This window comes from Polaromonas sp. P2_G11, assembly GCF_056403595.1.
This window is the reverse complement of sequence record NZ_JBFUFE010000001.1, coordinates 746343-759213: the sequence shown is the minus strand read 5'-3', so window position 1 is coordinate 759213 and position 12871 is coordinate 746343. Positions and strand designations below refer to the sequence as shown.

The 12871-nt window shown below is 64.6% G+C and carries 10 protein-coding genes and 1 other RNA gene; 5 read left to right on the top strand and 6 right to left on the bottom strand.

Annotation, left to right across the window (positions count from 1 at the left end):
- Positions 1-15: 15 nt before the first annotated feature.
- The 3 genes from AC1DWQ_RS03730 to AC1DWQ_RS03720 are packed head-to-tail and all read right to left on the bottom strand — an operon-like array spanning position 16 to position 3018.
- On the bottom strand, positions 16-684 hold the full coding sequence (locus tag AC1DWQ_RS03730; protein WP_477668418.1) for a ProQ/FINO family protein: 669 nt from the start codon (positions 682-684) through the stop codon (positions 16-18).
- A 43-nt stretch (positions 685-727) separates the two neighbouring features.
- Positions 728-1348, bottom strand: a complete 621-nt coding sequence (locus AC1DWQ_RS03725) for a flavin reductase family protein (RefSeq protein ID WP_477668922.1) — start codon at positions 1346-1348, stop codon at positions 728-730.
- Positions 1348-3018 carry an NAD(P)/FAD-dependent oxidoreductase gene (locus AC1DWQ_RS03720; RefSeq protein WP_477668417.1) on the bottom strand — a complete coding sequence of 557 codons (1671 nt, stop codon included), beginning with the start codon at positions 3016-3018 and terminating at the stop codon, positions 1348-1350. The genes AC1DWQ_RS03725 and AC1DWQ_RS03720 overlap by 1 nt, the downstream gene beginning before the upstream one ends.
- Before the next feature lie 64 nt (positions 3019-3082).
- Between AC1DWQ_RS03720 and rnpB the strand changes: the two genes are divergently transcribed.
- An RNA gene (rnpB, locus tag AC1DWQ_RS03715) (RNase P RNA component class A) lies at positions 3083-3423 on the top strand.
- A gap of 71 nt (positions 3424-3494) precedes the next feature.
- Here rnpB and AC1DWQ_RS03710 read toward each other — a convergent pair.
- Together AC1DWQ_RS03710 and AC1DWQ_RS03705 are read right to left on the bottom strand one after the other, a co-directional pair.
- Positions 3495-4388: a basic amino acid ABC transporter substrate-binding protein gene (locus tag AC1DWQ_RS03710; RefSeq protein ID WP_477668416.1), complete on the bottom strand. Its 894-nt coding sequence runs from the start codon at positions 4386-4388 to the stop codon at positions 3495-3497.
- A gap of 268 nt (positions 4389-4656) precedes the next feature.
- Positions 4657-6303: an MBL fold metallo-hydrolase gene (locus AC1DWQ_RS03705; RefSeq protein WP_477668415.1), complete on the bottom strand. Its 1647-nt coding sequence runs from the start codon at positions 6301-6303 to the stop codon at positions 4657-4659.
- A 183-nt stretch (positions 6304-6486) separates the two neighbouring features.
- Here AC1DWQ_RS03705 and dapF point away from each other — a divergent pair, with 183 nt between their 5' ends.
- From dapF to AC1DWQ_RS03690, 3 genes are all read left to right on the top strand, one after another.
- A complete protein-coding gene (gene dapF / locus AC1DWQ_RS03700; RefSeq protein ID WP_477668414.1) occupies positions 6487-7374 on the top strand; it encodes a diaminopimelate epimerase in 888 nt (295 codons plus the stop codon).
- Positions 7375-7682: 308 nt separating this feature from the next.
- Positions 7683-8378 carry a DUF484 family protein gene (locus AC1DWQ_RS03695; protein ID WP_457281114.1) on the top strand — a complete coding sequence of 232 codons (696 nt, stop codon included), beginning with the start codon at positions 7683-7685 and terminating at the stop codon, positions 8376-8378.
- 24 nt (positions 8379-8402) lie between these two features.
- A complete protein-coding gene (locus AC1DWQ_RS03690; RefSeq protein WP_477668413.1) occupies positions 8403-9458 on the top strand; it encodes a tyrosine recombinase XerC in 1056 nt (351 codons plus the stop codon).
- 31 nt (positions 9459-9489) lie between these two features.
- On the opposite strand, the gene AC1DWQ_RS03685 is transcribed toward AC1DWQ_RS03690, so the two are convergent.
- Positions 9490-11325: a sensor domain-containing diguanylate cyclase gene (locus AC1DWQ_RS03685; protein WP_477668412.1), complete on the bottom strand. Its 1836-nt coding sequence runs from the start codon at positions 11323-11325 to the stop codon at positions 9490-9492.
- A gap of 132 nt (positions 11326-11457) precedes the next feature.
- On the opposite strand from AC1DWQ_RS03685, the gene AC1DWQ_RS03680 reads away from it, so the two are divergent.
- Positions 11458-12648 (top strand): class I SAM-dependent rRNA methyltransferase, encoded by a 1191-nt coding sequence (locus tag AC1DWQ_RS03680; RefSeq protein ID WP_477668411.1) that lies wholly within the window; start codon positions 11458-11460, stop codon positions 12646-12648.
- Positions 12649-12871: the final 223 nt, after the last annotated feature.

The following is a 12871-nucleotide window of genomic DNA, read 5'->3' as shown; positions in this document are numbered from 1 at the left end:
GCTGCAGTGGGAGCCTCAGGCCTGGCGGCTTCGCTGTACCCGCTCTATGGCTTGTGCCACTTCCGCCAGGTCCAGACCGTACATCTCGGCAAATTCCGCCGCCGTTTTCCCACTGGCCTCAAAGGCGCGCATCAGTGCTTCGCGTTTGGCGGTTTGCTCGGCCATCTCCGCAAAAGCCTCCTCCTGCAAGGTGTTCGACACCTCATCCTGCGTGCGGGTGCATTCCGCGTACTCTTCGCGGCTCAAGCCGGATGCTTCAATGGCCTCGATGAGGCGCATACGCACTTTGGGACGCAGGTCTTCCTTTGAACGCGCCTGGCGCCGCCGGAACACCTCCATGATCGCGTGGTGCACATGCTCGGGCGCCACCGGCTCGACGGGCTCGCCCTGCAGGTTGTGGCGCGGGTGGCCGGCCGCCACGCATTCGAGGTAACGCGTGGAACGGGCATGCAGGCCCAGCGCCACTTTCAGTTCGTCGCGCTTGAACGCTTCGGGGTTTTCCGCCAGCAGGTCCTGGAAAGCGCCCAGCTTGAGCGGCAGGAACTGTGCGCCGAACATTTTTGGGTAGAGCTCGAACAGCTTTTCCAGCACGGGGTGGACTTCGCGTGGGCGCTGCTGTTGCTGCTGCGGGTTGGCCGGCCGGGGGCGTTTGGCACGTGGGGAGGGTGTGGTGGTTTCGGTCATGTGTATGGGGTGAAAAGATGGTGTGGCGGGGTGTTCAGAAAGCTCAGCGGGGCCTGAACATGCGAAAGAGGTTGTCGGGGGTGACGGCGAAATAATCGGCCGGGCCACCGCCGCGAAGAATCGGCTCGGCAGCCGCCGTGTCGTAAATGCCGTCTTTGAGCAGATGCCTTGCAATGTACACGCCGACGACTTCACCCAGGACCAGCCAGGTGGGAACCGGCACGCCGTTGGCGCCCTGCAACTGCAGGATTTGGGTTAACTTGCACTCAAAAGAAACCGGGCTTTCCTGTACGCGCGGCACGGCAATGCGTTGCGAGGCCACGGGCGTGAGGCCGGCGAGCTCGAACTCGTTGACCTCGGGCGGCACCATCGCGCAGGAGCGGTTCATGGCCTCGGCCAGCGCCCGCGTTGCCAGGTTCCAGCCGAACTCGCCGGTTTCGCGGATGTTGTGCAGGCTGTCTTTGGCGCCAATGCTGGCGAAACCGATGATGGGCGGCGTGTAGTTGAAGGCATTGAAAAAGCTGTAGGGTGCCAGGTTGAGCTGGCCCCTGGCGTCCTGCGACGAAATCCAGCCAATGGGGCGTGGCCCCACCATGGCATTGAAGGGATCGTGCGGCAGGCCGTGGCCTTTCGAGGGCTCGTAGTAGTGAAAGTCCTGGCCCATCACGCGGCCATCCGTTGTTGTTCGGCATCCTGCAGCACGCTGCGCGCCAGGGCCTCCGCAACCTTGATGCCATCCACGCCGGCCGACAAAATGCCGCCGGCGTAGCTGGCGCCTTCGCCGGCCGGGTAGAGGCCGCGCACGTTGACGCTTTGCAGGTCTTCGCCGCGGCTGATGCGGATCGGCGAGGAAGTGCGCGTTTCCACGCCGGTCAGCACCGCGTCGTGGGTGTCAAAGCCCTTGATTTTTTTGCCGAACACGGGAAAGGCTTCGCGCATGGCCTCGATCGCATACGCAGGCAGGGCAGACGACAGGTCGCCGATGGTCACGCCCGGCTTGTAGGACGGAGTGATGCTGCCCAGCGCGGTCGAGGGGCGGCCCGCCACGAAGTCACCCACCAGCTGCGCCGGCGCCTGGTAGTTGCTGCCGCCCAATACAAACGCGTGTGATTCGAGCTGGCGCTGTAGTGCGATGCCGGCCAGCGCGTCGCCCGCCTCGAAGCCGGGGTAGTCGCGCGGGTCTATGCCCACCACGATGCCGGCATTGGCGTTGCGCTCGTTGCGCGAGTACTGGCTCATGCCGTTGGTCACCACGCGGCCGGGCTCCGAGGTGGCGGCCACCACCGTGCCGCCTGGGCACATGCAAAAACTGTAGACCGAGCGGCCGTTGCTGGCGTGGTGCACCAGCTTGTATTCCGCCGCGCCCAGTGAGGGGTGACCGGCATGGCGGCCCCAGCGCGCGCGGTCGATGATGCCCTGTGGGTGCTCGACCCGAAAGCCGATGGAAAAAGGCTTGGCCTCGATGTATACGCCGCGCTCGTACAGCATGGCGAAGGTGTCGCGCGAGCTGTGGCCCAGCGCCATCACCACCTGGTCGGCGCGCATCTCGTGGCTTTGGCCTGTGGCCTGGTCCAGTACCGTGAGGCCGCGCAGCTGTTTGCCTTGCGGGCCGTCCTCGATCAGCACGTCGGTCACGCGCTGCTCAAAACGGATCTCGCCGCCCAGCGCGACGATCTGTGCGCGCATGTTCTCGACCACCTTCACCAGCTTGAAGGTGCCGATGTGCGGATGCGCCTCGAACAGGATGTCGGCGGGCGCGCCGGCTTTCACGAATTCGTTCATCACCTTGCGGCCCAGGTGGCGCGGGTCCTTGATCTGGCTGTAGAGCTTGCCGTCGGAAAAGGTGCCGGCGCCGCCTTCGCCGAACTGCACGTTCGATTCCGGGTTGAGCACGTTCTTGCGCCACAGGCCCCAGGTGTCGCGGGTGCGCTGGCGCACCGTCTTGCCGCGCTCCAGCACGATGGGCTTGAAGCCCATTTGCGCCAGCAGCAGGGCTGCGAACATGCCGCAGGGGCCGAAGCCGACGACGACCGGTCGCAACGGCAAGCCGGCTGGCGCCTGGCCCACGGTGCGGTAGGCCATGTCGGGCGTGGTAAAGATGTGCGGGTTGCCGGAAAATTTCGCCAGCAGCGCGCCTTCCTGGGCGGCATCGGCGAGCGTGACATCGACGATATAGACCTTGAGCAGGTCTGCCTTGCGGGCATCAAAGCTGCGTTTGTGGATGTGGACGTTCTGCAGGGCGGCTGCGGCAACGCCCAGTGTCTGGGCCACCATGGCGGGCAGGGCGCTTTCCGCGTGGTCCAGCGGAAGTTTGAGTTCGGTCAGGCGAATCATGAAAAGGGGCTCGTGTTGATCAAGCAACCCGCATTTTAAAGGCCTGGCGGATAATGGGCCTCGTGAAGCACGCCAGACCGCCGCTGGTGCAATCTGGGAAACCAGGCACTGGAGGAACGTCCGGACTGCACAGGACAGCGTAGGAGGTAACACCTCTCCACCGTGAGGTGAGGATCAGAGCAACAGAGACGAGTCGGCCTTGGGGCAACCTGGGGCCGGGTGAAACGGGCAATCTCTACGCGCAGCAATACCAAGTAGGCCAACGTTGATGTGGTTCCGCAGAGTTGGCGGGTAGGTAGCATTGAGCCGTGGGGGCGACCCCCGGCCCAGATTAATGGCGGTCACGCCGGGCTTTCTCCAAGGGGGCCCGGTGCACAGAATCCGGCTTATCGGCGGGCTTCACACTAATAAAAAAGCCCCGTTCAGCAATGAACGGGGCTTTGTCTTTGGGCCTTGCCGGCCCTGCCTGCGGCGTCTTATTTGGCGGGAGAGGCGGCGGCAGCTGGTGCCGATGCGGTGCCTGCAGCGGCGGTGGCGGCTGGCGCTTTACCGAAGTACTGAGCGAAAATCTTGTCGTAGGTGCCGTCGGCCTTGATGTCGGCCAGGCCCTTGTTCAGTTTTGCGAGCAGCTCGGCGTTGCCCTTTTTCACGGCCAGGCCGTATTGCTCGGGTGCAAAGCTGGCATCGGCGATGGTCTTGAACTTCGAGCCGGTGTTGTTGTTGACGTAGTGCTCCACCACGCCGTTGTCGGCGACCACGGCGTCCACGCCGCCGGCTTCCAGTTCCTTCAGCGCCAGTGGCGTCGCTTCAAAGCGCTTGATGTTGGCGCTTTCCTTGCCCTGCAGCTTGGTGATGACTTCGTCACCCGTGGTGCCGTTCTGCACGCCGACTTTGAGTTTCTTGAGGTCGTTGAACTTGGCGATCTTCGAATCCTTCTTCACGGCGATCAGTTGCTGCGCGTCAAAGTAAGGCGACGAAAAATCCATGGTCTGCTTGCGCTCGGCCGTGATCGTGATGGCCGAGACCAGCAGGTCGCGGTCGCCCTGGTTCAGGGAGTTGAAGATGCCTTCCCATGGCGTATTCAGGAACTTGACTTCGATGCCGGCTTTCTGCGCCACGGCCTTGACGACTTCGATGTCGAAACCGACGATCTCGCCTTTGTCGTTCTGGGACTCAAAAGGTACATACGCGGCGTCCGTGCCGACGACGTACACCTTGGCCGCAGGTGCGGGTGCCGAGGCGGCAGGAGCGGGTGCACTGGCTGCGGGTGCCGGCGGCTCGGTCTTGCTGCAGGCGGCCAGAACGATACCGGCGACCAGGGTGCCGGCGGTTTGCAGGAAACGTCGCGTTGAAATGGAGTAGGAAGACATGAAGTCCCTCAAAAAAGGTTGAAATGATGGTGATGCCCGTCAAGCCATGCGGTCAGGCGTGGCCTCCGGCATACGAACAAAAAGTATAAACCGCAGCCCTGGGGTCAAACAGCCCCTTTCAGTAGCCTTGGTGACTGTTCAAGGCCTTAACGCCGGTATATACCCTTACGTACGGTGCAAGGTTTAGCAACTTTCACGCCACAGTAGCGCGGGTACTCGGTGGTGGCTTGCAAATCAATAGCGATGCCTGGCGCGTGTGCAGAAATCGTTAATGGACAAGGCCCAGCTCACGCACGCGGTCCACGTGCGCCAGCAGCGAGCGTTTGGCCACCGGCCAGATACGCGGGTCCACGTCGTCGTACGCGCCTGCGACCCAGTCGTCGATCGTGCCTTCCGGGTGGGCCTGCATCACGCGCATGATCTTGGCTTCGCGTTGCAGGCGATGCGCCTTGAGCCGGGCAATCGCATTCTTTGCGTCCGCCAGTACGTAGCCATGCGCCGGGGCAATGAACCCGATCTGGTGTTCGTCGCAGGCCGCGCTCAGCGCATCCAGGGAATCCAGGTAGGCGCTCATGTCGCCGTCGGGCGGGTCAATGACCGTGGTGCTGCCGTTGAGGATGTGGTCGCCGCTGAACAGCAGGCCGTCTTCCACCAGCACCAGGCACACATGGTTGGCGGCATGGCCGGGCGTGTGCAGCACCTTCAGGGTATGGGTGATTTCGCCTTCCGGCCCTTTGCTGGTGAGCGCAAGCAGCTCCTGATTTGATAGCGTTCGATCTGGCGAGAAGGCGCTGGCGGCGCGCGCGGTGGGTGCCGAGGGCAGGCCCAGAATCGGCGGCGCAACGCTGCACATGGTCTGCAGCGGTTTGGCGCCGGGTGAATGGTCGGGGTGCGAGTGGGTGCACACAATCATGCGAATGTCGCCGCCGGCCGCCCGCCAGAGACGCTGCAGGTGCTCATGATCGGCCGGACCGGGGTCGATGGCGATGTAGCCGCTGCCAGGGTCGCCGACCAGGTAGCTGTTGGTGCCCGGCCCGGTCATCACGCCGGGGTTGGGCGCCGTCAGGCGCATCACGTTGTGAAGCAACGCCACGGGCTGTGATGTCTGCCAGTCAAGCGCATGCACGATCTGCCCGTCCGGGCAGGTCAGCGCCAGCTCGCCATAGGGCGCTTCGTGTTCCATATAGCGCGCCTCCTTGCCGGCCAGCAGCCCGGCGCGCGGGCAGGAGGTCCAGAGCGGGACTTCGGACGCGCAGGCCGCCAGCACCGAGGCCACGTCGGGATAGTGCTGCAGCCTTTCCAGTGTGCGTATGGTGGGGAAGATGATGAAAAATCCTCCCGCCGCGTGCCGCGCCAGCGCCTCGGCCGGCCGCACCCAGACCGGCTCAAACTGCTCGGCCTCGTCGGCCACCGGGCTTTGCCCTTCGGGCATGCGCGCAACAAGAAAAGGCACATCAAAGCGGCGCGGCAGGTCGCGGTCGGTGACCCAGTGCGCTAGCACAAACACCTCGTCGCCCGCCAGCGTGAGGCCGCGCTCGCGGCATTGCGCGGCGAAGGGCGCCTTGCGGTCCAGCGAAGCGATGTCGGCCGTCGTCGCATGGCTGCCATCCGCGTGGCGCGCCAGCAGCACGCCGAGTTCTTCAAAGCTTTCGCGGATGGCCGCGATGGCCTGGGTCAGGTGCAGATCGCTTTGCGTGGCCCGCCGGGTGGACTGTGCATGCGCCGCGGCATCCGCCGCGTCGATGCCGCCGCCGGGAAAGACATAGGCCCCCGGGGCGAAACTGGCGCTCGTGGATCGCCGCGTCATCAGGACTTCGACACCGTGCGGGGTGTCGCGCAGCAACAGCACGGTGGCCGCCGGGCGTACAGGCGCGGGTTCGCGCGAAGGATGGAGCAGTTGGGAAGGACGTGGCATCCGCAAATTATGGCTTCGGGGCTGCGCGGGCGTTGACGGCGGGTTTTGGCGTATTTTTCTGCCCTGCAAAACCGTGGCAAACCATGCGTATCGCCCCGAATTCCTTCAAAACAACGGCCGGTGGATGCGAAATGGCCGATTCACCTCTTTAAGTGCCGCCTTCGCACCGCAGATAATTCCCCCATGCGAATCCGATTCACCAAAATGCAGGGCGCGGGCAATGACTTTGTCATGCTCGACGAAACCCGCGCCCCGCTGGGCCTCTCCACCGCGCAATACCGCTTCCTGGCCGATCGCCACTTCGGCGTGGGCGCCGACCAGATTCTCTCGGTGCGGCCGCCGCCCAAGGATGCTGGCGAAGGCATCGACTTCGAGTACGTGATCCACAACGCCGACGGCGGCGAAGTTGAGCAGTGCGGCAACGGCGCGCGCTGCTTTGTGCGCTTTGTGCGCGAGCAGGGGCTGACGACAAAGGACGTCGTGAGGGTCAAGACCCTGAGCGGCATCATCGAGCCGCGCATGCAGGCTGACGGGCGTGTCACGGTCGACATGGGCGCGCCGGTGTTTGATCCGGTGCGAATTCCTTTTGACACGTCGGGCCTCACGCCTGTGACCCAAGGTTCATGGCAAAAATGGCCGCTGGCCCTTGATGGGTCAGCGCAAGCAGCTCCTCTTTTGATAGCGGCGTTGTCGATGGGCAACCCGCATGCGGTGCAACTGGTGGACGACGTGGACGCTGCGCCGGTGTTGCAAACCGGCCCGCTGATTGAAAACCACGTGCGCTTTCCGCGTCGTGTGAACGCTGGCTTCATGCAGGTGGTTTCGCGCAGCCAGATCCGCCTGCGGGTCTTTGAGCGCGGCGCGGGCGAGACGCTGGCCTGCGGCACGGGCGCCTGCGCGGCGGTGGTGGCGGGCATACGCTGGGGCCTGCTGGATGCGCGGGTGGACGTGATGACGCGGGGCGGCCAGCTCACCATCGAATGGCCGGGCCAGCTGGATGCACCCGTCATGATGACCGGGCCGGCTACGACGGTGTTTAAGTCCGAAATCGAAATCCCGGACGGGATCTAAGTTCACCCCCTTCCAGGGGCGGCGCCTGGGGCCGGCAAAGCCGGACCCTCGGCCCCCGCTGGTGGAATGCCTCGTTAGTTACGGCCGTCGGCCTCTTCAAGCCAGGGGTGCCGTGGAACCGGCTTTGCCGGGCCGCAGGCACCGTCCCCTGCAAGGGGAAAAGGGCTACACGCAGTGAGCCCGATAGGGGTGTGCTATTTTTCGGCTTTGCCGGGCCGCAGGCGGGCGGCCCCCTCGGGGGGCAGGAAGTTACACGAAGTGAACGACCGTGGGGGCCCATTTCCGGCTCATTTCCCTACAATGCCCGGATGAATCCAACCGAACACCCCATCACCGAAGACGACATCGCCAACTTCCTGGCCAACACGCCCGACTTCTTCGAGCGCCACGCCGAACTGCTGGCTTCGGTGCAACTGTCCAGCGGACACGGCAACCGTGCCGTCAGCCTGCAGGAACGCCAGGCGCTCATGCTGCGAGAAAAGATCAAGGGTCTGGAAACGCGGATGGTCGACATGATCCGCCACGGGCAGGACAACGTGGCCATTGCCGACAAGATGCAGCGCTGGACACGCAAGCTGCTGCAGGCGACGCAGGCGCGCGACCTGCCGGGCGCCATTGTCGAAGGCATCACCGGCGAATTCCTGATCCCACAGGCCGCCATCAAGGTCTGGGATGTGAACGGGATTTTTTCGGATGAGAGTTTTGCGACCGATGTGAGCGAGGACGCCAAAACCTTTGCCTCTTCATTGAGCGCACCTTACTGCGGCGTCAATTCGGGCTTCGAAGCGGTCAACTGGCTGCCCGAGCCCGCGGTGGCCTTGTCGATCGCGCTGATACCGCTGCGCGCCGCAGCGGGCGCGGAGGTCTCGGGCCTGCTTGTGCTGGCTTCACCCGACCCGGAACGTTTTCACAGCGGTATGGGCACGGATTTCCTGGAGCGCCTGGGCGAACTGGCCGGCGCGGCGCTGACGCGGCTGCGGCCCCAGCCGGTCACTGCCGAATAGGCACCGGGGCCATGCACCACGGCCATGATGCAAACGCCGCCTTCGACCTCTGAATTCGGCGGCGGGCAGCCAGTGTTGCCGCCGTCCGATCCGCTGGTCGAGCGTTACCTGGAACATGTGCGTGTGGAAAAGCGCCTGGCCCAGCGCACCGTGGAGCTCTACGCGCTCGACCTGCAAAAGCTCGAAGCCAATGCACACCAGGCCAGGGTGGCGCTGGTGGCGGTGCAAAACGTGCACATGCGGCGCTGGGTGGCGCAAATGCATGGTGCGGGGCGCAGCGGCCGAGGCATTGCGCTCATCCTTTCAGGCTGGCGCGGCTTTTACACCTGGCTGGGCCGCGAAGGCCTGATCAGCGGCAACCCCGTGCAGGACGTGCGGGCGCCCAAAGCCGCCAAGCCCTTGCCCAAAGCCCTGAGTGTGGACGAAGCCGTGCAGCTCGCGGGCTACCAGGCCGACGCTTCGGATGGCGACCCGCAGCTGGAGCTGCGCGACCAATGCATCACCGAACTGCTGTATGGCTGCGGGCTGCGTATCGGCGAGCTGGTGGGGCTGGATGTGAAGGCCAGTGCGCAGGCGCGCGGCTGGATCGACACGGATGCAGCCGAAGCTTATGTGCTGGGCAAGGGGTCCAAAAGGCGCAGCGTGCCGGTCGGTCGGGCTGCGCTGCAATCACTGCAGCAGTGGCTTGCCGCCCGGGCCAGCTGGGCGCGTGAAGACCATGCGCTTTTTATCAACCAGCGCGGCACCCGACTGACGCCACAGCACATCCGGGTGCGGCTGAAGCAGCGCTCGCTGAAGGCGGGGCTGGCAACGCCGGTGCACCCGCACATGCTGCGTCACTCTTTTGCCAGCCATGTGCTGCAGTCGAGCGGTGATTTGCGTGCGGTCCAGGAGTTACTGGGCCATGCAAACATCACGACCACGCAGGTCTACACCCGGCTGGATTTCCAGCACCTGGCCAAGGTGTATGACGCGGCGCACCCGCGGGCCCTGTCGAAAGCCGGAAAGGCCGGCGCGGGCGCGCCGGCATCACCAGGAAGCCTGGCGAAGGCGGACAAAGACGCTAAAGACAAAGCCTGAGCCTGGCACCAGCACTGGTGCCAGGCGGTGCTCAGGCTGGACTGGGACGGTCGCGCCTTGCCGGCCGTGCCGGCGGCACGTCCCCGAGCATGAACACCGCCCGCTTGCTGTCGGCCGGGGCGGCTGCCAGGCGCTCTTCAAGCTGGGTCAGCAGGGCCTGGGCATTCGAGCCCTGGTAGGGCACCAGGGCGTACGCGACATGCACCTGTGCGACGCAGTCCACGTGCAGGCCTTTGTAGGGCATGAGGCAGCGCGCCACGATGCGCGGCCCGAGCGTGCCGGCGTCCTCGGCATTGAAGGGGCCTTCGACCAGCATGCCGAAGCGCCGCTCCGACAGCCGCGCTGCGCTGTCGATCTCGCGTGCGGTGGACAAAAGGCGTTCGGCCACATGCAGCGGCAATTCTTCGGCGGCCTTGCGCCCGAAATCGCGCTGGATCTGCTCGGAGTTGACCAGGTCGATGATCATCACCGCGCTTTGGTGGCGCAGCCGTTCGGAACGCGCAATCATGCGGATCAGGCGCTCGGCAAACACGTGGCCGTTGATGAGACCCGTGGCCGGATCCACCCGGTCCAGGCCCTGGATGCGGCGGATGTTTTCGCGCCGGTGCTGGCTGCGCAGCATCAATACCAGCATGGCGATGGGCAGATGCAGCGCCACACCCAGCTGCATGCCGTGCTGCGTCAGAAAGCCGATGGGCACCAGCTCGGCATTGCGGGCCATGGTCCATCCGGCGGCGGCCAGAACCGGCACATATGACAGCATCAGCCATGGTGCAAACCGGTCGCCACGGCGCCAGGCCCAACCCATGACCAGCATGCAGCTGAACTCCAGCAGCAGCACGATGGGAATGAACAGGTCCATCCGCGACGCGGAGGGAACCAGCGCCAGCGCCACAGCCGCCAGCACGCCCAGCGCGGCCTGGCCCACCGTCAGCCAGTGCAGGCGCAATGAGCGTTCGGGCAAGGCCACCACCGCGGAAATGAACAGCAGGGTGGCCGACACCGCCAGCATGGGCAGTACGGATGTCGAAATGTCGTTCCACCCCGGCCACGCCGGCCACAGGTGCAGCCCCGCGATGCCGGTGACGGTCGCCTGCGTCAGGCCCATCAGGGTCACGCAGAGGGCGTAGTAACCGTAGGCGGTGTCGCGCAGTGAAATAGCGCCCAGCGCCGAGATCAGTGCCGCCAGCCCCGTCAGCCCGAAGAAGATGCCCAGGATCAGGGAAACACGCTGCTCTGAGTGGCTCAGGTGCCCCTCGCTGATGAACTGCAGCGGCGCGCTGAACGCATGGCCGTTCTCCAGGCGCAAAAGGTAATGGGTGGGTACCTCGGCCGACAGCGCGATGGGCAGCAGGGGATGGCGGTGCGGCACCGGCCATTTGTCTACCGCCACCAGGTCGCCGGCACGCTGCTCGTTCCAGCGGCCGACACCGTCCAGGGTATACAGCGAAGCCCGGTCGATGGACGGGTAGGGAACCTCAAGGTACCAGCGCTCTGCGTCGGGCGCCGGTGGCACGTTAAAGCGCACCCACATGGCCTGGCCGCTGGTCACCGGGTAGATCGCGTTGCCGTGTGTCGGCTTCCAGGGGATGTCGGGGGTCGCGGCAACCTGCTCGGGGGTGAACTGGCCGGTCGTGTCTATCCAGTAGTCGCCCCAGTCCTGCAGTGCGACAGGTTCTGTCTGGGTGTCCAGGTCCAGTATGGTGCGCGATCGTGCATCCAGGCTGGTCAGCGCCAGCAGCGAGCCCATGAACAGGCTGATAACCAGCCCCAGCAACAGAGTGCGGACGGGTGCGGGCGTGCGCATGGCCGGGCTTGCCAGCGGCCCGTGTTTCTTCCATTGCCGCGAAAATGAGGTCAAAAACATTAACCTGCGATTGTCGCAAAACTTTCACGAAAATTACACCGAGCTGTCAAACCGCTGTCGGCCGGCTCATTTGTCAGGGTGGACACTCCGTGCCCAAGAGGGGGTGACGCTATCAGCCGCGACAATAGCGGCATGAAAATAATTCGACTGCGGGACGGCAAGGAGCGCTCATTGCTGCGGCGCCATCCCTGGATTTTTGACGGCGCCATTGCCAAGGGGGGCGGTGACGCGGGCGAGACCGTGCGGGTTGAAAGCCACGCCGGCGTTTTTTTGGGCTGGGCCGCTTTCAGCCCGGCCTCCAGGATCCGGGCCCGGGTCTGGAGCTTTGACGAAGCCCAACGCATCGACGCGGCCTTCTTTTCAGCGCGCATCGCCCAGGCCCTGAAAGCACGGGAGCTGTTTGACATCCAGAGCGACGGGCGGCGGCTCATTCACGGCGAATCCGACGGCCTGCCGGGCCTGGTGGTGGACCGCTATGCGGACACGCTGGTGGCGCAGTTTTCCAGCTGCGGCGCAGAAAAATGGAAAAGTGTGATTGTCGAAGCCCTGCTTGCCCAGACCGGCCTGACGCGCCTGTACGAACGCTCCGACGCCAGTTCACGTGCCCTGGAAGGCCTGCCCGAAGTGACCGGCTGGCTGGCCGGCTCGGGCGAAACCGGCATCACCATCACCGAACACGACTGGAAGCTCAGCCTGGACGTGGCCGAAGGCCATAAGACCGGCTTTTACCTGGACCAGCGCGACAGCCGGCAGAAGTTTGCCGCCTACACGCGTCGTTTACAGTTCGGCCAGGTGCTCAACTGTTATTGCTATACCGGCGGCTTCACTGTGGCCGCGCTGGTCGGCGGCGCCGGGCACGTCACGTCGATTGATTCGTCCGGCCCGGCGATCGAGCGGGCCCGGGCCAATGTGGCGCTGAACGGCTTTGACGCCAGCCGCACCACTTTGCTGGATGCCGACGTCAACGCCTCGCTGCGCCAGTACCAGAAGGAAGGCCGGATGTTCGACGCCATCGTGCTGGACCCGCCCAAATTCGCGCCCACGGTGACGCATGCCGAGCGTGCCGCCCGTGCCTACAAGGACATTAACCGGCTGGCGTTGTCGATTCTGGCGCCCGGCGGCGTGCTGTTTACCTATTCCTGCTCGGGCGGGGTCAGCGCCGACCTGTTCCACAAAATCGTGGCCTCGGCCGGTATCGATGCGGGGGTGGACGCTTTCATCTCCGAGCGCATGGGCGGCGCACCCGACCATCCTATGACAGTAGCCTTCCCGGAAGGCGAATACCTGAAGGGCCTGGTGCTGGTGAAGCGGGTGGGCGGCTGATTTTTATATAAATAGTGGTTGCAGGTTAATAAAGACGGGTGCAAGCAGCTATTAAAAATATAGCGGATACGGGGCGGAAATTACCGCCTTGCGCTGTTTTTGGGGACCCTGCGCTTGACACGACCTGTAAAGTAACTGCTGGTCAAGGTGGTATTCACCGGGGCTGCGCGACGGGCTTGAACCCGCCGCTAAACTCCCCCACCTGTGTGGCTGCGACCTGCTT